This window comes from Rhodococcus sp. USK13 (assembly GCF_018343855.1).
GTDB lineage: Bacteria > Actinomycetota > Actinomycetes > Mycobacteriales > Mycobacteriaceae > Rhodococcus_F > Rhodococcus_F oxybenzonivorans.
Map to the genome: position 1 here is coordinate 221,726 of NZ_CP069241.1, position 20,215 is coordinate 241,940.

The 20,215-nt window shown below is 61.6% G+C and carries 16 protein-coding genes and 6 pseudogenes; 2 read left to right on the forward strand and 20 right to left on the reverse strand.

The window, feature by feature from the left end; translation table 11 throughout:
* Positions 1-67: 67 nt before the first annotated feature.
* The 3 genes and pseudogenes from JQT59_RS36560 to JQT59_RS01035 all read right to left on the reverse strand — a co-directional run.
* A pseudogene (locus tag JQT59_RS36560) lies at positions 68-253 on the reverse strand (hypothetical protein); the annotation flags it as partial.
* A gap of 159 nt (positions 254-412) precedes the next feature.
* Positions 413-538, reverse strand: a complete 126-nt coding sequence (locus JQT59_RS37600; RefSeq protein ID WP_283254002.1) for a hypothetical protein — start codon at positions 536-538, stop codon at positions 413-415.
* A gap of 228 nt (positions 539-766) precedes the next feature.
* Entirely contained in the window at positions 767-2,017 is a 1,251-nt protein-coding gene (locus JQT59_RS01035) for an Lsr2 family DNA-binding protein (RefSeq protein ID WP_213571223.1), read from the reverse strand.
* 449 nt (positions 2,018-2,466) lie between these two features.
* Here JQT59_RS01035 and JQT59_RS01040 point away from each other — a divergent pair.
* A pseudogene (locus tag JQT59_RS01040) lies at positions 2,467-2,771 on the forward strand (DUF4193 domain-containing protein).
* A 183-nt stretch (positions 2,772-2,954) separates the two neighbouring features.
* Here the strand turns inward: JQT59_RS01040 and JQT59_RS01045 are convergent.
* A pseudogene (locus JQT59_RS01045) lies at positions 2,955-3,182 on the reverse strand (integrase core domain-containing protein); the annotation flags it as partial.
* 27 nt (positions 3,183-3,209) lie between these two features.
* Positions 3,210-3,443, reverse strand: a complete 234-nt coding sequence (locus JQT59_RS01050; RefSeq protein ID WP_349306969.1) for a hypothetical protein — start codon at positions 3,441-3,443, stop codon at positions 3,210-3,212.
* Between the two features lie 175 nt (positions 3,444-3,618).
* On the opposite strand from JQT59_RS01050, the pseudogene JQT59_RS36565 reads away from it, so the two are divergent.
* Positions 3,619-3,859: pseudogene (locus JQT59_RS36565) on the forward strand (ferritin-like domain-containing protein); the annotation flags it as partial.
* 1 nt (position 3,860) lies between these two features.
* On the opposite strand, the gene JQT59_RS01055 reads toward JQT59_RS36565, so the two are convergent.
* The 15 genes and pseudogenes from JQT59_RS01055 to JQT59_RS01125 form a co-directional block, all read right to left on the reverse strand.
* Positions 3,861-4,184 carry a DUF4286 family protein gene (locus JQT59_RS01055; RefSeq protein ID WP_213571227.1) on the reverse strand — a complete coding sequence of 108 codons (324 nt, stop codon included), beginning with the start codon at positions 4,182-4,184 and terminating at the stop codon, positions 3,861-3,863.
* A 273-nt stretch (positions 4,185-4,457) separates the two neighbouring features.
* Positions 4,458-4,706 (reverse strand): hypothetical protein, encoded by a 249-nt coding sequence (locus JQT59_RS01060; RefSeq protein ID WP_213571229.1) that lies wholly within the window; start codon positions 4,704-4,706, stop codon positions 4,458-4,460.
* Between the two features lie 343 nt (positions 4,707-5,049).
* Positions 5,050-5,518 (reverse strand): annotated as a pseudogene (locus JQT59_RS01065) (integrase core domain-containing protein); the annotation flags it as partial.
* Positions 5,508-6,459, reverse strand: a pseudogene (locus JQT59_RS38215) (transposase); the annotation flags it as partial. The pseudogenes JQT59_RS38215 and JQT59_RS01065, both read right to left, overlap by 11 nt.
* 586 nt (positions 6,460-7,045) lie before the next feature.
* Positions 7,046-7,489, reverse strand: a complete 444-nt coding sequence (locus JQT59_RS01075; RefSeq protein ID WP_213571231.1) for a nuclear transport factor 2 family protein — start codon at positions 7,487-7,489, stop codon at positions 7,046-7,048.
* A gap of 159 nt (positions 7,490-7,648) precedes the next feature.
* Positions 7,649-8,230: a carboxymuconolactone decarboxylase family protein gene (locus tag JQT59_RS01080; protein ID WP_213571233.1), complete on the reverse strand. Its 582-nt coding sequence runs from the start codon at positions 8,228-8,230 to the stop codon at positions 7,649-7,651.
* A 111-nt stretch (positions 8,231-8,341) separates the two neighbouring features.
* Positions 8,342-9,085 (reverse strand): SDR family NAD(P)-dependent oxidoreductase, encoded by a 744-nt coding sequence (locus tag JQT59_RS01085; RefSeq protein ID WP_213571235.1) that lies wholly within the window; start codon positions 9,083-9,085, stop codon positions 8,342-8,344.
* Complete coding sequence (locus JQT59_RS01090) at positions 9,082-9,915, reverse strand: TauD/TfdA dioxygenase family protein (protein ID WP_213571549.1); 834 nt, start codon at positions 9,913-9,915, stop codon at positions 9,082-9,084. The genes JQT59_RS01085 and JQT59_RS01090 overlap by 4 nt, the downstream gene beginning before the upstream one ends.
* A gap of 299 nt (positions 9,916-10,214) precedes the next feature.
* Positions 10,215-11,645, reverse strand: coding sequence for an aldehyde dehydrogenase family protein (locus JQT59_RS01095; protein ID WP_213571237.1), 1,431 nt, complete (start codon positions 11,643-11,645; stop codon positions 10,215-10,217).
* A 48-nt stretch (positions 11,646-11,693) separates the two neighbouring features.
* On the reverse strand, positions 11,694-13,406 hold the full coding sequence (locus JQT59_RS01100; RefSeq protein WP_213571239.1) for a thiamine pyrophosphate-binding protein: 1,713 nt from the start codon (positions 13,404-13,406) through the stop codon (positions 11,694-11,696).
* The gene (locus tag JQT59_RS01105) at positions 13,396-14,322 is read right to left on the reverse strand and encodes an SDR family NAD(P)-dependent oxidoreductase (protein WP_213571241.1); all 927 of its coding nucleotides are present in this window, start codon (positions 14,320-14,322) and stop codon (positions 13,396-13,398) included. Before JQT59_RS01105 ends, JQT59_RS01100 begins: the two co-directional genes overlap by 11 nt.
* Positions 14,323-14,352: 30 nt before the next feature.
* Entirely contained in the window at positions 14,353-16,194 is a 1,842-nt protein-coding gene (locus JQT59_RS01110) for a flavin-containing monooxygenase (RefSeq protein ID WP_213571243.1), read from the reverse strand.
* 43 nt (positions 16,195-16,237) lie between these two features.
* Positions 16,238-17,611: an aromatic ring-hydroxylating oxygenase subunit alpha gene (locus JQT59_RS01115; RefSeq protein WP_213571245.1), complete on the reverse strand. Its 1,374-nt coding sequence runs from the start codon at positions 17,609-17,611 to the stop codon at positions 16,238-16,240.
* Between the two features lie 24 nt (positions 17,612-17,635).
* Positions 17,636-18,481: an SDR family NAD(P)-dependent oxidoreductase gene (locus tag JQT59_RS01120; RefSeq protein WP_213571247.1), complete on the reverse strand. Its 846-nt coding sequence runs from the start codon at positions 18,479-18,481 to the stop codon at positions 17,636-17,638.
* Between the two features lie 7 nt (positions 18,482-18,488).
* Entirely contained in the window at positions 18,489-20,021 is a 1,533-nt protein-coding gene (locus tag JQT59_RS01125) for an SMP-30/gluconolactonase/LRE family protein (protein ID WP_249353650.1), read from the reverse strand.
* Positions 20,022-20,215: the final 194 nt, after the last annotated feature.

Sequence of the window (20,215 nt, forward strand, 5' to 3'; positions counted from 1 at the left end):
CCAGCCCAATTCGAGTGAAGGATGTGTGACGCCGTCCCAGAACCGGCCACGAAGCGGCTGCCGCCGATCATTCTCCCCGGTGTCGACCGGACGTCCGCCCGGCCGGATCCGGATCCACGTTTGTTTTCGGGTCCGGGGCGGAGCGGTTAAAGCCCGGATCGATGGTCAAATCTTCGGTGTCCACGAAGACCAGCCGCCCGTCGTCGAGCGCGACCGCCCACCGATGCACCGGCGCACACTCGTGCCCACCACCGTCCCCCGCCCACACGTGGCTCCATCACGATTACCACACCTCGGGGTGCCGCACCGCCGTCAGTCACGTCGGATCGCGCGGGTGACCATGTGACGGCCGGCCGCACCGATCTGGGCGCGAGCGCCCTCGTTGGTGATACACGAGATCGTTCGACACTCCTCAGCTCACCGAGAACCGATCGTCGGGGATGCGGAACTCCTCACTCTCCGACGCACAAAGTCGTCCGCGTATATAGGCGAGCATGGCGAGTCCACGCTCGAGGTCTGCTGCGGTTCGATCGCCCACAACCTCATCCTGCCCTGAGCGGGCGTCATCAGAGCGCCGCTCGACACACACGAGTGGCATCGTCGGTGCGGCGCAGCATCCTGGTCACGGGGAGGTACTTGGCGTTCGAGCAACTCAGCAAGCACCTCGATGTTGACCTCCACGGTGCCGAACATGGGAACACCCGAGACGGCATACCGCGGCAACAGCAGTCGGTCGGTCGCGCTCCTCAGCGGACCCCCACCCGTTTCAACCCAGCGGGAGCGGCAACTTCGCCGCAGCGTCATGGAATGCTCGCACAATCGCGGCCGAAATCCGACCTCGCAAGGACACTTCACGGCCCTCCCCGATTGCCCACTCACGAATCTCCTTGGCCGTCGCATTCGCCCGAGCGGTGCCCGCCGCCGCTCCCGTCACCGGAGCCTTCTTCACGCCCGTCGCTTCCACAGCCGACTCCGCCACCGTCGCCTTCGCCGGAGCCTTCCTCGCGACGTTCTTCTTCACGGCCGGCGTCTCCGCGGCCGTCGCATCCGCAGCCGACTCCACAGCCGCCGTCTTCGCCCCTGCCGTCTTCGCGGCAGTCGTCTTCGGCGCTGTTGTCTTCGCCGAAGCCTTCTTCGCCGCCGGAGCCTTCTCCGCGACCGTCTTCTTCGCGACCGACGCCGACGTCTTCGCCGGAGCCTTCTCCGCAACTGCCTTCTTCACAGGCGTCTTCTTCGCCGGCATCGCTTCTGCCTGAATCGCCTTTGTCTGAGCGTCATGGAAGGCTCGCTCGAGTTCGGCCGGAATCCGACCGCGGGGCGACACTTCACGGCCCTCTCCGATCGCCCACTCGCGAATCTCTTTGGTCGTCGTCTTCGCGGGAGCCTTGCTGACCGCCGCCGCGCTCTTCGCCGGAGCGTTCTTCGCAGCCACCTTCTTCGCCGCCGGTGCCTTCTTGGCGACTGCCTTCTTCGCGGGCGTCTTCTTCGCGGGCGTCTTCTTCGCGGCTACCTTCCTTGCTGGCGCCGTTCTTGCCTGAGCGTCATGGAAGGCTTGCTCGATCTCGGCCGGAATCCGACCGCGAGGCGACACTTCACGGCCCTCTCCGATCGCCCACTCGCGAATCTCTTTGGTCGTCGTCTTCGCCGGAGCCTTGCTGACCGCTGCCGCGCTCTTCGCCGGCGCCTTGGTGGTGACTATCTTCTCCGCGACCGACTTCTTCGCGGCCGCCTTCTTCGCAGCCGACTTCTTCGCAGCCGGTGCCTTCGCGGCCGCCTTCTTCGCAGCCGGTGCCTTCGCGGCCGTCTTCTTCGCGGCCGTCTTCTTCGCGGCCGCCGATTTCGCGGCTACCTTCCTCGCTGGCGCCGTTTTCGCCTGAGCGTCATAGAAGGCTCGCTCGATCTCGGCCGGAATCCGACCGCGAGGCGACACTTCACGGCCCTCTCCGATCGCCCACTCACGGATCTCCTTGGTCGTCGTCTTCGCCGAACCTGCGGAATTCCTCGGTGATACCACCATTGTGCTCTCCTTCTACATCGGCAACGTCGACCGCACACAGTAGCGGCAGGTCCGTCTCGGTAATGAGGAAGCTCACCCGAACTGACATTTCAATTGTCTCAAGACATTACCCATGTGGGCAGATCAACACGACCCGTTGTGGAGCTCACACTCACATTGCTCATGCAGGACGAGCGTGGCTCGCCATGGCAGGGGTTAATCTTCAAAGAAATTCCGAAATTCTCTCGGCGGCTAGGGATTTAGTCTGGTTGCTTTGACGCTTTCTGTGTTCAGGCGGCGAGCGGGCGTGCGCCTTACGGCCCCCACCATCTACCCGGCGACTGTGCCGCAACTTCCGGCGGTGCAGCGTCTCCCGGACTCGGGTCGCAGCGGTACCGAACCCTGCGGCGCAGGCGCGCGCCGGCCACATCCCAGCTGCCGGGAGAACACTGTCATGACCGTGCCACCGAATGTGGAGTGTGGTCACTGCCACCGACTACGACGCACCCGCAAGTCACCGAATCCGACGACACAGCGGACCCCTCCCTCGAACAGCTCACCGCCAGCCGGAAAGACACCTCATCCCCCGCCGTCAACTTCGAAGACACCGACACCGCCGAATCCTTCGAACTACCCCGGCGCCGACCTATCCGGCGAAGAACTCACCGTCCGCGTCACCCCTCCACGGTCCGACGAATTCCCCTGCACCAGTTGCTTCCTCGTCCACCACCGCAGCCGCCTCACCCCGGGTGGGCAGCTGATCTCCCGGGACTGAGCACTCTCACAAAACGACGCCACGTGACTGCCCTCCTCGACGCTCGAACTAGGGGCACAGGTGACAGCGTGGCACCAGATCCGCGCGCATACCCACGCTGACCGCCGCATCGATGATCCGCGGCTGGCAGGTCCCCGATAGTCGGTCCGGTTGTTTCTAGAGCCGGTTCCTACGTGCAGTCGATCAGTCGATCTCGCACGCCACGGGCTGGTGCCGGTGGGTGCATCCGGCAGCGTACTCGGCAGGAGTCTTGTAACCCAGCGCCGAATGACGGTGTCGATGATTGTGGTCGTTCTTGAAGTCCTCGATCACCACGCGGGCCTCGAGCAGCGTAGGCCAGTAGTTGCGGTTCAGGCACTCATCGCGCAACCGGTTGTTGAACGACTCGATGAACCCGTTGTTCCATGGCGTGCAGAGGCACGGCGGCCGCAGCCCGGATCAGAGTGTGCCGGGGTCGAGGGTGAGGTCCTCGGTGTCGGCGAAGGCCAGGCGCCCGTCGTCGAGGGCGACGGCCCACCGATGCACCGGCGCCCACTCGTGCCCACGCTGGGAGTCGGCCAAGGCGGCGTAGTCCTCGACCACTTCACCGGTCTGCACCTCCTCAGACTGTCGGCGGACCAACACCCGAGCACCCACCGCTACCGCCGCAGGCACCGGTTTCTTCGCACTCATGTTTCTGGGCATGCTCGCACCCTCTCGCTCGGCGGACCCCCAAAGCATATGCAGGAACCCGCATCAGCGACGAACGATCCCCAGACGCGTGACGGTTACCGGAGGGTATGTCGGGGTAGTCACCGGGCGGTGCACCCTGCGCCGACCAATACGTCCACGCCGAAGGGGAAAACGTATGAGCACATCCGACACCGCCACACTGCTGACCCAGCTGCGCACCATCCTGGACGTGACCAATACCGAGATCCAGGTCGCCGAGACCCGAGTAGCCCAGGCCAGAACCGAAGCAGTCCGGCGGGAACTTCTCGAGAACGCCCCAGAACGCCCGCGGCCGGGCCGAGGCCATCGACGCCGCGCTCCGCGACCTCGGCGGAATCCCCGAGCTGAGCGGGCCGTTCCTGGGACGTGCCGCCGCCTTTACTCCGGAACGTAGTCGGTGGTCAGACGTAGCAATCGGACGTTGGGTTCCGGGTCCATCTGTAAGCTATCCGACATTCGCAGACCACCGTTTGTGGCCGCCTCTAGCAGGTTATCTACGACGGCCTGCAGGTCGTCCGCTTCGATCTCGTAAATTGCCACGAACGGGCCATCGTCATTCACGGGAGATAAGCGACGCGCGGCAGTAAAGCCATCGAGCGCTACTACTTCTGGCAGGTGAATTGTGTCGTACCAGGTGTGAAAGTCGGCCTCTCGTTCCGGCGCGCTGGGCCACGTCTCCACGTAGAAGATTCCTTTTGCCATGACGTGTCCTATCTCTTGATGAGTGGTTGCGAAGATCAGCGGAGGCTTCCGCGGATTCACGTCCGGTCGGAACCGGATCAGCGAACAGTCCCGTGGGCGGACCACAATTTTCGACTCAGTTACTGAAACCGCTTCGCGAGCGCCGCTTCCCGTAGATCAGAATGTCTTAAGTCACAATAGTCACAATGTTGTCGATAGCGGTAGTGGCAGAGCCGTGGCTCGCGCCGAGCGGTTGTGGGTCTTCATTCCATTCAGCATCCTCAGAGTCACGTATCAGGCTGCAACCTTGGCCCTCATCCATGCGGTGACCAGCTGCGCGAGTGCTGCACGGTGATCGGAATCCAGTACGACATCGGTCAACGCGGTCGCACCGGCATCCGAGAGCGCCTTAACGATCGGTACGAAGTGCTCCGGCAGGGGACTTACCACATCCATTGTTGCCCCAACGATCAGCAGCTTCTTGTCCACCAGCGCGGATGCTCGGGCGATGATGCTCGCGCGGTCGATATCGCCTGCCCGCATATCCCGACGTGCCTCTCAACATCCACGCGGCCCGCTGTCTCTGCTTTGACGTGCTCGAAGAATTCCTTGCCGTGTTCAAGGATGCTCACGTCGCGCTGCAGTTCAAGATTGGTTGGACAGACTGCAATCGCAAAATCGATTGCTTCATTCTCGGCACAACACGCAACTCCCACCGTTCCACCTCCCCCGCTCAGGCCCAGAACGTCGTGGCAGGTCCTCGATAGTCGGTCCGGTCGTTTCTAGAGCCGGTTCCTACTTGCGGTTGATCAGTCGATCTCGCACGCCACGGGCTGGTGCCGGTGGCGTGCGAGATCGACTGATCGACTGCACGTAGGAATCGGCTCTAGATGTATGAGGCCATAACGTTGGTGACACCGGCGTGGAGCTTGCTCGCGGGTGGCCGGTTTCCGGCGGCAGTGTGAGGTCGATGGTAGTTGTAGTGCACGTTCCACACCTCGAGAGCTTGTGCGCGCTGCTGCTCGCTGGTCCAGGTTCGGGCGCAGAGGAATTCCTCGGACAGGATCGAAGTTGTAGCGCTCGACCTTGCCATTGTGCCGTGGGGTGTATGGGTTGATCCGCTGGCGGCGCGCGCCGTGCAGGACCTTGGCGAAGTCTTTCGCGCAGTAGTATGAGCCGTTGTCGGTGATGATCCGATTGATGTGGCCGATGCCGTGTGCAGCGAAGAACACCCGGGCTCGATGCATGAATCCGATTGCCGTGGCGTCTTTCTCATCGGTCAAATCCTCGGTGTAGGAAAGGCGGGAGTACCCGTCGACGGCGGAGTGCAGGTACACGTATCCGGCGCGGGCTCCGGTAAAAGGCGCGGCCAGGGGTGTCTCGGCTGATCTGGGTGATGGCCATGGTGTGCAGGCAGCAGTTCAATTGCCGGTCACCGGCGCGGGAGAGACGGTGCCGGATGACGTCGCCGGATGACGCCTCGATCGGAGCGGTGCCGGTATATGAGGCGAACGCGGCCGCGGACCGGAACCGGTGGATCGATCCGACCCGGGCGACGATCTTGCCCGCGGTCAGGGTCCCGATCCCGCACAGCTCGGTCAGTGAGCTGCCGGATTCGACGACTGCAGCTTCGATGTCGCTGGCGGCCTTGGAACTCCGCCGGTCAAGTTTTCGCACCTCGGCGACCAGATCCACCGCCAGTCCGCGAAGTGTTCTATCGGCGACGTCGTGGGGACGCACCCGGTGCAGCATTTAGGCTGCCCGGTCGGCGCTCAGTCCGCGGGGAGCGCCCGCAGGGATCAGGTGAGTGAGCACGACGTGGAGCCGGTTGACGGTTTGGGTGCGCGTCTTGACCAGGTCATCGCGGTGCGGGGCGATCGCCCGTAGCGCGGTGACCGCGGTATCCATCCGGGCGGTGTCCAGCCCATGCGCGGTCAACGCGGCGATCCCGACGGATACGGCGTCGGCATCGACGCTCTTGTGGCCGTGACCGGTGGAGAGCAACCGCACCCGGGCGGCCAGCTTCGCGGGGACGTCGACCACGTCCACGTCGTCCTCACTCAAGCGCCTGGTCAGCGGGGCACCGAGGCCGGTGGCTCCCTCGATGGCCCAGCCGCCGTCCGTCCAGCGCCTTGCGAATCGACGCAGCCTTCGGTATCCGTCGTCGCTGACCGGAACCGAAGATGGTGGCCAACGGCCGCAGTGAGGCGTCGACCGCGGCTGCGGTCCACGACGCTTTGTGCGGGTCGATGGCGATCACCACCGGGGTTGTGCAGTTGTCGAGCGCCTGCGTCATCACCACTCCCTCGACTCGGTTCGATTCGGTTAGCGAGGAGGGCACACCAACTTTTGGCTTTGCAGACCTCTCTCGAGCCACTCCGCGCCAGCGGAGGTGGCCGGACCGCATGCCGTAACTGAGTCAACCCGCAACGGGTGACAGGTGGAGCATGAGCCTTGCCCGGCCACCGCCTCGGACATCATGGCTGCAGACCACGACGCCTGCATCAAATTGAACAAGTTGGTGGAGCACGGACGGGTTCTTCCTGTCGGCGGATGCGTTGGTGGTACTTCTCATCCTGCCGTCGGAAGGCCCGTCCCCTTCGCTCAGCCCATGCTCCGCCCGGCGTCTACAACGTCATGACCCGCAACATCTAGAAGCGACCGGACCGACTATCGGGGACCTGCCACCGAAGTCCGCGGCGATCGGCCGGAGGTGCCGACCTGGTTCGCGGTTGCGGGCCACCCGCACGACGTCGTCGCGGAACTCTCTGGGATACGCTTTGGGCACGGTGTCCGTCCTTCCAGCAGTGCCTCACAGCACCACAGTTCAGATGTCACCTGTTCCTACATCAGTCCCTCATCAACCCGAGGTGGGGGCGGGCTTAGCTTCTGATGTGTTTCGATACGTCGCCCATACCGTCCGCAAAGACGTGACGTTCGTTGAAGCACCACACACCGTCATCGAACGTGAAGGTGTCGTTGTAGTACCCCTGCAATATGATTTGCGGACCCGAATCATCAACCGCCTGGTAGATGATCACGTAAGACTCGGCGGTGGCACTCTTGACATCGTCGGCAAGGTCGATCAGCACGTTGCTTATGACGTGTCGCGTCTTCGGGACGCCGTCATAGAGGATGACAAAATCGTTGAGGAAGCCCGCAACTGCGTCTTGTCCCTTCAACGGGCTCCCCGGACTCGGAATCCATGTTCCCCTGCTGAACAGTGCAGCCATGTCATCGAGCTGACCCTTATCAATATTGAAGCAGTAGGCGAGCATCAAGCGATTGATTGCGTCTTTGGCTTTGAGCTCTTCTTCAAAAATCATGTGCGACCCCAATTGTTTGTGGCGGGAAAGTGGACCACCCAGAATGCAGACAGCCCGCCCACTTGCGGCCGACGAGTTCACTACCTTCTGCGTGTACACCTTGGGTGCTGCAGAAACACCCGTTTCGGCGGCCGACTCACATCGACCGCCGAGACGGTACTACCAGTTGCTGGGAAGGTACGCTACGAGCCCCTCTTCAGGTGTGACGTCGAGTGATCGCATCACCATCGCCAGCATCGAATAGCACCCCACGGTGTAGAGCAGATCCATGCATTGCTGGGTGTCAAAGTTCTTCGAGAGGACCGCCCAGTTATCATCTCTGATCTTGCCACCGTCGAGGAGGTCGTCGACCGAACCCAGCAGAGCCCTCTCGACATCGGTCCATTCGGGAGAGTCCGGCTCGTCCCTCACCCGCGCGATCTCGGCATCGGAGATTTCGGCCCGGCCCGCGATGATCACGTGCTGAGCCCACTCGTACTCACATTTCTGAAGAAAAGCGACACGCAGGATCATCAGTTCGCGGTCCCGCAGCGTCAAAGAAGATCTCGACAACAAGTAGCCGTTGAACTTCAGAAAGGCATTGATCAACTCAGGGTGGTAGGCGAAAACACCAAACAGGTTGTTGCCGGACTGACTGTTTACCGCAGGCTTCGCTCCACGTACATTGGCGCGGTAGCTTTCGATTGTTTCAACGAACGCGGTAGGCCATTCCTCGCGCCCTAACGGTGGTAAGCGGGACATCAGTTTGGTTCCTTTCAATGTCGGACCTCATCAGAGTGGCCCACGAAGAAATTCTGCTATGTAGCTGCCAGGCGTTCTTGATGTCGAACTAGCGCTGAAAAGACAGCCTTGCTACATATTTCGTCCACCGTTGACACCGAAGACCTGCCCGGTGATGTAGCCGGCTTCCTCACTGACAAGGAATGAGCATGTCACAGCAATATCTTCAGGTTCGCCGATCCGACCAACAGGAGTCGCCGCGATCTGTGCGTCGAGATCCACGAAACCGGAATCGACGGTCCGGCGAAACATCGGAGTGTTGATGAAGCCCGGAGGAACCGTGTTGACCGTGATCCCGAATTTGCCGAACTCCTTTGCAAGAACCTTGGTCAGTCCGACCACTCCTGACTTTGCAGCAACGTAACCCGCCAGACCGGGCGCACCACTGTGGAAGCTCGACGACGAGATGTTGACGATTCGGCCCCAGCCCTCGCTTATCATGTCCGGAATCACCACCTGACAACAATCGAATGTTCCGGTGAGGTTGACTGCGATGGAGGCTTTCCAGCTTTCCTGGGTGGTTTCTAGGAACGGACCATCAAGCGCCAGCCCAGCACTGTTGACCAGTATCGTCGGGCGGCCGAGATCGCGCCGCACCGCTTCGACTGCACCCTCGATGCCAGCCCGGTCCGTTACATCGACCTGCAGGGCCATCGTTTTAGCACCCTGCTCTTCGATGGACGCAGCAATTTTCTGCGCGGCCTCACTATCCAGGTCGAAGATCGCGACCTGGTTTCCCTCCTCGGCGAGCCGGCGACTGATCGCTTCGCCGATTCCAGAGGCACCGCCAGTGACGATTGCCGTGCGAGTGGTCATTTGATCGGTTCCCGACCGACGAGCGTCGTGCGATTCATGACTCGTGGCTTTGTGCGGTCGAAAGGGAGTACGCGGTGCAGCAAACCGGTGTTGTCCCAGATGACCATGTCACCGAGGGACCATTTGTGTTGGTACACCTTGTCAGGCGTGGTGGCCCGTGCGACGAGATCGTTCAGCAGTGCTCGTCCTTCTTCGATGTCCATTCCGACAATCTCCGACGAGCTGATTCCGTATACCAATGAGCGGCGGCCCGATTCGTGCTCCCAGACGAGTGGGTGCCTACGTTCGGGGCGCGAAGCCCATTCCTCGAGTTGCGCCTCGGTGGGGTTAGGGTAGGCCGTACGTTGGTTCATCTCGAATGTGTGGATCACCTCGTACTTGGAGAAGCGTTCCTTCTCTTCATCGGAGAGATCGTCGTACGCGCGGTAGGTGCTGGCGAATTCGGTTTCTCCACCTGTCTCGGACAGCACACGGCCGGTCAGAATCGAGGCTTTCGCCATGATCGGGTCCGTGAGTCCATCGATGTGCCAGAAGGCGTTCGCGGCGAGGTATTCGGCGTTTCCATTGGCGGGGTCGAAGCTGACCTCCATGATTTCCTCCGCGGCGGGAGGCACGTCGGGAAACTTTACGAGTTCGCCGAGTCTACGGGCGAACTTGACCTGGGTGTCGTCATCGACGTTGATTTCGCGAAAGAAGATCACACCGTGTTCTTCCAGTGCTTCTAGTACTGCGTTAGGCAGATCTTCGTCGTGAAGGAGGCGGTCGATGTCGACTCCGACGATCTCTGCTCCGATACCGACTCCACTTTCTTTGACAATGAGAGTGCTCATTTTATGGCTCCTTGCCTCTGGGATCAGAATTATTCGAACGGTGATGGGCTTGCCTAGCGGTGATACGAAAGTGGCCGACATCTGTGTGTACCTGCGCCCTGGCAGGGACGAGACGTTCCAGCGCCGTAGACCGGGTCGAAGCTGTGTTGCGCGGGGATCGCGGTACGACAGTTATATGTAACCCACCCTTGCTGCTCGACGCTTCGGGAGTGATTTGGACCACTCGGCAGTCATTGACAGTTAGTGCTGTCTCCCCAGTTATGTAATTACTATCCTAGTGGGGTAGTCGATCTGAGGTTCTATGCTCTATCTGGCGAGTGCCCAAGGATTGCTTTGATCTCCAAGTAATCGTGGAATCCGAACTCGCCCCATTCACGCCCGTTACCGCTCTTCTTGTAGCCGCCAAACGGGGCGGCGAAGTCGAATCCGTCATTGATTGCAACAGATCCCGCTCGGATCCGCTTGGCTACGTCGCGGGCGGCCTCGAGGTCATTGCCCGCCACGAACGCGGCCAGTCCATACTCCGTATCGTTCGCTATTTCAATCGCGTGGTCGATGCTGTCGTAGCTCAGAATCGTGAGGACCGGACCAAAGATCTCCTCGCGCGCAATGGTCATGTCGTTCTTCACGTCGGCGAACACTGTCGGCTTGACGAAGTAGCCGGACGTCAGCCCCTCGGGCCGACCGAGCCCACCGTGTACGAGGGTGGCGCCATCGTCGATGCCCTGCTGGATCAAGGTCTGGATCGCGTCGAACTGCGATTTGGCCACTACCGGGCCTATTGCGAAGTCGCCGTTGGGATCGCCTATCGAAACGTTCGCCGCGGCCTCTTTGGCAATTTGCGCTGCTTCTCCCATCCGGCTGCCTGGTACCAGCATGCGTGAGGGCGCGCTACAGGTCTGACCGGAATTCATCATCATTGCCATGACGCCCTTGGTGACATTGTCTCGGAAGGAATCGTCATCGAGAATGATGTTGGGGCCCTTGCCGCCCAGCTCCTGCGTAACGCGTTTGACGCTTGTCGCAGCGTTGGTCGCGACGGAGACTCCGGCACGGGTGGAGCCGGTGAAGGAGACCATGTCCACGTCGGAATGACTGGCCAACGGGCCACCCACAGACGGTCCGTCGCCCTGCACGAGGTTGAACACGCCTGCTGGTACGCCGGCGGCATCGAGGATCTCGGCGAAGATCTGGCCGGTGAACGGAGAGCGCTCCGACGGCTTGAGGACCATTGTGCAACCGGTTGCTAAGGCCGGAAAGACCTTGACCGCAATCAAATTCATCGGCCAGTTCCACGGCGTGATAAGTCCGCAGACTCCGATAGGTTCTTTGACGATCAGCGAGCCGCCGCGCTGCTCTTCGAAGACGAAATTCTCGAGCACGTCGATCGCCGTGGTCAGTTGTCCCGCGCCGAGGTTCACTTGAAATCCGTTGGCGAGTGAAGTTGGAGCACCCATCTCCTCAGTGAGCGCCGCCCCAAGGTCACCGGCACGCCGCTGATACTCCGCGAGAATGCTGCGCAGCACCTCTACCCTATCGACGATACTAGATTGCGACCAGGTAGCAAAGGCTTTCCGCGCGGCGGTCACGGCCCGATCGACGTCGGCACCCGAACCGAGCGCAACTCGGCCCGCCACCTCCTCTGTTGCCGGATTGACGACGTCAAACGTTGCCTTCCGCGCCGGGTCGACCCATTCACCACCGATGTAGAACTTGAGGTACTCACGCATGGCAGATCGTCTCCTTGCTCGTGTTCTCCGGATGTGCTGCCGGAGAAGTCACTGGTATCCCGATCCCTCGGAGTACCAGGTTTTGAATTCGTCGTAGCTCGGCATCTCTTCCGAGTTCGCCTTCGGATCGACCGCCACATGGATCACCGTCGGCTTCGTTTGTACAAGAGCACGTTTGATCGCAGGAGCGATGTCCTCATCGCGGTTTACGTACTCGCCGAGACAGCCGAAGCCTTCCGCGACCTTGTCCAGGCGGGTGTTCTCATCCCAGTGCACGGCCGTCTCGAGAGAGCCCTGCCCGAAGACGCGTTTGTAGACACCGACTTCCAGGCCCCAGGCGTAATCGACGGCGACAACACACACCAGAGGCAGGTTCAGCCGAGCGGCGGTCTCTAGCTCCGAGATGTGGAACTGAAACGCCGAATCGCCGGTGATCAACATGATCGGGCGTTTACCGCCATCCGCCACTCCCGCACCGATCGCGTAGGGAAGTCCGGTACCGAGGTGACCGAAGTTCTGATTCCACATGACGTCGTGCGGCTTGGCCTGCGAGTATGTCCATCCGAAGATGACCGTCGCTCCACCGTCGCGAACCATTATGCCGTCGGACGGAAACGCCTTCGTCGCTTCGACGATCAACCGTGCCGGATGTACAGGAGACATGCCGGACGGTGCGGTCTCGGCCAGATCGGCCAGCTGCGCGGCGTCTTGCTTGATCCAGCCGTCCAACTCCGGAGAAGCCTTCCGGGGGGAGTCTTTCAATGCCTCGACCAGCTGCGGAACGACTGCACGCAGATCGCCGACCAACGGCACATCGATGGTGCGGTTGACGCCGATTGCCTCCGGATCCTGTTCGACAAGAAGCCATTTCCGATTCTCTTCATTGGCGACCCAGTGCCGCCAACGGCCGAAGTGAACCGGCTCACCCATTTCTGTACCGATTGCCAGACACAGGTCGGACTTGACCACGGCGTCGATTGCCGCAGCAGAGAACCCGTAGGGGAATGTGCGGTCCTCGAGGCCCTCGATGAAGGACGTGCCACCTGAGGTCTGAATGACGGGGCAGGCCATGAGATCCGCTAAGGCCCTGACGGATTCACCGGCGCGGGCTGTGTGGACGCCGTGCCCGATGAGCAGGATCGGATGCTGTGCGGCACCGATCAATCGGACCGCTTCGTCGATACGGTCCTGTCCTGCCGTCTGGTTCACCAGGCGGTAGGATGACGGCGGCCCTGCCGGGGGTACGTCCAGTTCTTCCATGACCATGCTGGTCGGGAACTCGATGTACACCGGGCCCGGCGTTCCCGAGAGCGCCTTACGCATTGCCTCGTGGACGATGTCGTCGGTCTGATTGGCGTACTCGATGCTTGCGTTGTACTTGACCGACGCATCGAAGAGCGGCGCCTGCTTGACGAACTGAGTACGCCCGCGACGCACCCGCTGTTCGGTGACGCGTGCGCGCTGTCCACCGATGAAGATGATCGGGGAGTTCTCCACCAAGGCGCACATCATGGCGCCCGACAGGTTGGCGACACCCGGTCCGACCGTTCCGATGCACACCGCGGGCTTGCCGGTCATCCGCGATACCGCTTCGGCCATGAAGCCGCCGGATTCTTCGTGATGCGGCCCGACAACAGTCCAGCCGCGTTCTTCGGCAAGACGGAACATATGAACGAAGTTCGCGTCGGGAACACCGAACAGGGTGTTGATTCCCTCTGCCTCGAAGAGGTCCAGGATTCGTTCGTACACTTTAACTGACATGCGTGATGCCCTTCGTGGCGATCTCAAAGCTCTTGCTGATGTGATCTACGTGCGCCGACGGAACAACCGGCAGGATCCATGGGTCGTCGGTGTTCCGGATTTCGTCGATCTGCTCGGCGACGTCCTCGATCGACCAGGACGACTGGTACACACCCGGCGATTCGGCGACGAAGACCCGCGATACGCGGCCGGCGATCGACGACAGGATCTCGCCGGTGATGGAGCACGACTCGTGCGCCAGCCAACCCACAGCCGGAGCCGCGAGCGCCGGATCCATCGGGGGGTAAGCCGATGTGTCATAACCCTCGGCCAGCCGGGTGAGCGCGCCCGGTAGAATCACGTTCGACTTGATCCCCTGCGACTCGCCTTCGAGAGCAATCACATTGGACAGGCCGATGATGCCTGCCTTTCCGGCAGCGTAGTTCGCGATCCGCTTGTTGCCGTAAATCCCACCGATCGACCCTGTCAGGACGACACGGCCATATCCCGCCTCCGCCATCAACGGAAACGCCGGCCGGACCACGTGGAATGCGCCTCGCAGATGAACGTCGAGGACGGCATCGAAGTCGTCATAGGTCATCTCCGACAACGTTGCGTAGCGGTTGTTCCCGGCGTTGTGGATCAGAATGTCGACCTGGCCGTAGTTCGACATGGCGGTGTCGATGATCGCTTGCCCACCCTCAGCGGTCGCGACAGTGTCGATCGACACGACCGCCTCACCACCATTTGATCTGATCAGCTGCACGACTTCGTCTGCGGGACCTGTGTCGACACTGTCTCCACCGATGCTGCTGCCGGGGTCGTTGACCACCACCTTCGCGCCCCTCGCTGCGAGCAGCAGCGCGTAGGCGCGGCCCAAGCCACGCCCCGCGCCGGTAATCACTGCGACGCGGCCGTCAAATCTGAGCTCAGTCATTTCTGCCTAATCTCTCGCGGAGGTGCAGGCTCACAGAGCATCTGCACCAATCTTATCGGCCTGGATACCAGGCATCTCGCCTGTTGCACGCCACTCCGCAAGTATGTCCTCGAGCACGTAGAAGCCGCCCCAGAATGGTTCGCCCAGGTATGAGCGGATCTGCTTTTCACCCTCGTTGTTGTAGTAGCCCGGAGTGCATTCGCGCTGGAAGTTGCTGTTGTCGATGTCGGCTTCCCTGATAGTCGCGCCCCACTGCTCTTGGGCTTCCGCAGTCGGTTCCACCGTGGTGAATCCCTTCTCGCGGGCCTGACGGATGATGTAAGCGATGTGGTTGGCCTGCTGCTCGAACATCGCCGTCGTCGCAGCGGTCACCCCGCCCTGGATGAAGCCGGTGAAGAACTGGTTGGGGAACCCGTGGCTCATCGTGCCGTGCAGGGTCTTGTAGCCGTCACGCCAATGGTCGTAGAGCGAGATGTCATCGCGTCCGACATAGGGCGAGATCCCCAGACGACGATCGAGGTCGGTAGTGATCTCGAAACCGCTGGCGAAGATGATGCAATCGACTTCGTACTCGATGCCGTTGGCAACGAGGCCCTTCTCGGTGATTCGCTCGACGCCCTTTGTGCCCGAGACGTCGACAAGGGTGACGTTGGGGCGGTTGAACGCCGGCAGGTACTCGTCGTTGAAGCACGGGCGCTTGCAGAGGAAGCGGTAGTACGGCTTGAGGATCTCTGCGACTTTCGGATCCTCGACGATCTGGTCGACGCGATCGCGAACACGCTGCATGGCCTTGTAATCGTGCTCCTCGCGGAGCTCCATGAACTTCTCGGGCGTCAGTGTGGCCCAGCCGTCGGTCTCGTCGAGATGCGCCTGCACATTGCGGCTGACCTCGGTCCAGCCGTCACACACGAGGTCCGGCTGACCCGGTGCGTACGCCTCGAAGGCACCGGTGTGGAAGTTCCGACGGATCTCTTCCTGCCAGCCCGGCTGCAGTGTGGCGGCCCAATCCGGGTCTGTGGGCACGTTTCCGCGGGCGTAGATGTAAGACGGTGTCCGCTGAAAGACCGTCAGGTGCTGCGCAGAGCGGGCGAGGTGAGGCACGATCTGGACGCCACTGGCACCGGTGCCGATCACGGCAACCCGCTTGTCGGCGAGTTTGTCCAGCCCGCCGTGCATGTCACCGCCGGTGTAGTTGTAGTCCCAGCGCGCCGAGTGGAAGGTATGACCCTTGAAGTCTGAGATCCCCGGGATACCAGGCAGCTTCGGCCGGTTGAACGGCCCCTGGCACATGACCACGTAGCGGGCCCGGATGTCGTCGCCGCGGTTGGTGCGCAGATGCCAACGACCGATCTCGGCGTCCCACACCTGTTCTTGGACAAGAGTGCTGAGAATCGCATTCTCGTAGAGCCCGAAGTGCTTGCCGATCCGCTGGCAATGTTCGAACACCTCGTCGCCGTGCGAGTACTTCTCCTTCGGCACGTACCCGACTTCTTCGAGAAGCGGAAGGTACGCGTAACAGTCTGAGTCGCACTGAATTCCGGGGTACCGGTTCCAGTACCAGGCTCCACCGAAGTCACCGGCGAGGTCGATGATGCGGACATCTTCGACGCCGGCCTCCTTGATGCGGGCCGCGGCGACGAGGCCGGAGAAGCCGCCACCCAGCACTGCAACCTCGATGTCTTCGACCATCGGTTCCCGCGGAACGACCTTCGTGTAGGGGTCCTCTTCGTAGAAGTCCCGGAACTCCTTCTTGGTCTCGAGGTATTGCGCTTGGCCTTCGGGCCGCAGGCGCTTGTCACGCTCGGCCAGGTACTTCTCGCGAAGTGCGGCCTGGTCGACGGTTGGGGTCTGCGTGGGTTCGCATTTCTGCATCTGTAATTCCTTGGAGTGTCGAGCTGGACGGATGACGGCGTGTTCAGAGAAGGTCGGACGGACCTTCGTTGCCCATGTAGAGAGCTAGGTTGTGGTGGAGGTTGACAACGCTGCGCTCGCGGTAGGGGTTCGGCTTGGGCCCCGTGAAGCCACGCGTCTTCATACCTTTCTGGACGGCAGACATGTTCACGAAATCTTGCGGCAGAACAGTTCGCCAACTCGGATCTTCCGGCGGGGTGTGTTCCCACTGCGTTTCGGGTTCTTCTCCTTCGGGGAAGAGCTCGTAGACGGCGGCTTCGAAGATGCACTTGTCGGGGTCATCGCCATAGGGCCGGGCGTTGTAGCACAGCATGTTATTGAGTGCGTGGCCGATCTGGAAGTTGGGGAAGATCTGCCATGCGGTGCCACTCTTCGCCACGATCTTCGGGTCGACGGTGGGCCAAACCACGCCGCGGTTCGCATCGTCTTTTCTCGCGGAGTCCAGCCAGTGCCTCATCACCTGGTCGGGAGGTGTGCCTTCGGGCAGTTCGTTGATCAGTCTCTGCGCTGCCTCCACCAGGGTCTGTGTGGTGTTGGTGTTGGCCGCCTCCCACGTAAAGTTTTGTAGTTCCATTGTCGAGATACGGGCGTCCGGTCCGCTACCGATCCGGAGTTTGGCCTGGTTTTCTTCCATGCCTTTGGGCGCCTCGTAGCCGATGTTGCTGTGCTTTCCCTGGGCACGGGACCACCCGAGGAAAGACCCGAAGCCCATGAACTCCGGATGGGTATACGGCACGTGGTACGTCTCCATGAACGCCTCGAGCGCAACCTTCCAGTTGCAGTCGGCAATCAAGTACTTTCGCCAGCGGTAGCGCATGTTGTGCAGCTCGAAGGGCTCGAGAAGGCTTGCAGCCGGCTCGAGGTAGTCCCTTAGGGGTTCGCACTCCGGATCCATGTTGATCCAGATCCATCCACCCCAGGTGTCGACCTGTACTTCTTGCAGTCGGCTCTGCTGCTCGGTGAGAGCGCCCTGCCAGTCGCCGCGCTCGGGGGCCCAGGTGTTCTTACCTTCGAGGTCATACGTCCATCCGTGGAATCCGCACACAAATGTTCGGCAGTGACCCCGTGCCTCGTGTTCTCCGGAAGGGGTTTCGACGAGCCGGCGCCCCCGGTGAGAGCAGACGTTGAAGTGCGCGCGGATCGTATCCGGTGCGCTACGAACGATGATGAACGAGTCGTCGAGGATTTCGTAGGTGAGGTAATCACCGACGTTGGGAATCTCTTCGACTCGCCCGACCTGTTGCCAGACCTTGGACCACAGTTTCTCGGCTTCGTCACGTGCGTATTCGCGGGAAACGTATGCCTCCACGCCGAGTTTGAGCGGCCCGGAAAGGGGCTCTACTTCTTGCTGATCGACGTCTTCGACAATATCGGTCATGGCATTCTCCTTGGAAATAGTTTCTCAATGCGTCATCGCGGCGCGAAAATCCTCGTCCTTGAGGAAAAGGGACGTGTGGTCTGCACCCAGATGGGACCACTTGAGGTTCAGGCCACCATCGACCAGCAGCGTCTGCCCGGTGATGTAGCTGGAGAGGTCCGACAGGAAGAATAGAATTGCCCCGGCTTGCTCTTCGGGAGTGCCGCGCCGGCCCATTGCGATGGCCTGCTGGTCCCGGATCGAATCCTCCTCGACAAAGCTCTTCGAGGCCGGGGTAGCGGTCACTCCCGGCGCGATCGCGTTGACGCGGATGTTGTCTGTTGCCAACTCCACGGCCATCGTGCGGGTTGCGGCGACGAGTGCGGCTTTCGCGGTGCCGTATGCGATATGGAAAGGGGCGGTGTTCATTCCGCTGATCGACGAAATCGACACGATCGAGCCTGACAATCCTCGGGACTTGAGTTCGGCGGCCACGGCCTGGCTCATGAAGAACATCGGCTCGATGTTCTGCTCGAACAGATCTCGCCAATCAGATCGCGTAACCCGGGTGGCCGGCATCCACGTGCCCGGAGCGGCGCCACCGGCGACATTGACCAATCCATAGAGCGTCCCGTCAGCCTTGGCGGCTGCCGCTATGACCGTCGCGATGCCTTCGTCCGTACCGGCATCAGCAGCGACCGGAACGATCGACAGCCCTTCTGCCACAAGAGGCTCGATGTGGGTATTGAGGTTCTCCGCCGAACGGCTGACCGCGATGACGGTGGCGCCGGCACTGGCGATCATCTTGGTCACCGACGTCCCGATCCCTCCCCCGGCAGCTCCGGCGACGATCACGATGCGACCGGTGAGATCTACAAACGCGTTGTCCATAAACAGGTCAGCCCTTCTTGCGCAGTGCGAGGACGCTGCCCTCTGCGTCAGCGGAAATGTAGATGGTGCCATCGGGTCCCACCGCGATACCTGCGAACGGTCCTTGCGCGCCGGAAAGTGGCGGCAACCCCTTGAGCGGTTTGGTTTCGACACCTTCGGGCGCACCCACAGGCACGTTGACCGCCACCGTGGTGCGGGCTTTGGTCTCGAGGTCGACAGCAACCACCGATTTGGCACCGACGTCCACGATGTAAAGGGTGCCGTCGTGGACAACGATGCCGTGGGGCTCTTCGAGGCCGTCGACGACGACGTCGATCCCCGATCCGGTGGCCGCAACGATCCGACCGGCAGCGGATTCGGCGATCAGACAAGTTCCGTTGGCGGTGAACGCCACATCGATGGGACGCTTCAGATCTCCGGCCAAGCGTTCTGTCTTGCCGGAGTTCACCCACTCGACGGTGCCTGCGCCGAGGTCAGCGACCGCGATGGTGCCGGTGGGGGACACCGCGACACCGTAGGCCTGATCGAGGCCTTCGGCGAGGATTTCGCTTTCTGCGGTGCCGGGGTTGTACCGCGAGACGGTGCCATTACCGCTGACGAGGAACTCCCCGTTGCCGACGGCAGCCACCCCGCGGGCGTAGCCGGGGTATCCGGGACTGAACATCATGCCCAGCGCTTGCACGTCGCCACCTGGATGGAGAGCGTGGAAAAAGGAGCCGTCGGCGATGTGCAAGGTGCCCGTGCCATCGACGGCCAGGCCCAGCGGCCAGGTCAGACCGTCAGCGAGCGCCGTACGGGTTTCTCCGCCGGCCAGGATTTCGGTGATCTGTCCGGTGAAGCTGGACACGAACAGGCGCGCGCCCGCGAAAGTGAGGTTGTCGAGACCGGGAGCCAGGCTCGCGAGCACGGTTTGCTCACCGTTGCGGGGATTGATACGCAGGACCTGCCCGGAGGCGACCTGTGTGGAAACGATGAACCCTTCAGAGTCGAACTTGACGGCGTCGGGCACTCCGAGGTCGGCCGCGACGCGTTCTGGCTCGCCGCCCTCGGGATCGATCCGCCAGATCTCGTTGGTGCCGAGCAGCGGGTAATAGAGCTTCCCGTCGGGACCCACCTCCATACCGTTGGGCAAGGGCAGGTTCTCGAGGAGCACCTTGGGTTCACCGCCACCGGGGGTCAGTTCCATCAGGCGTCCGCCGATTCGACATTCGTTGACGAACAGCCGGCCCTGGTGCACGGTGATTCCGTTCGCGCCGGGAAGATCATCGCGTACGAGCCGGGTGCTTCCGTCGGGAGTGCGAACGCTGACGCGGCCATCGCAGTATTCGGTGATGTACATGTCACCGTTGGGAGCAAAGGCGACGTCGTCGGGTCCGACGATGTCGCTTCCTTTGGCGCTCACCGTTTCGACGTCGCCGGTCTCGAGATCGAGCGCACTGATGGTGCTGCCGGCGACCTGGGCAATGTAGATACGACCGTCAGGGCCCGTCCGAATGCCGTTTGCTCCGAACAACCGACTTGGTTGGGTCAACCGCTCCAAACTCCATCCGTCGATGACGCCGAACGGGGCGCTGCTGGTAAAGCGGGCTGTTGCGGACAATTTGAGCCTCCAGACAATGAGAGCGAACTCGCTACTTCGAGGGAAAGTTGACAATCGCGGTAGGTCGACCATTCGTGACGTACGCCACTCTCCCGGCAAGTTAACCAACAGACAGCCAACAATGCAAGTCTTGC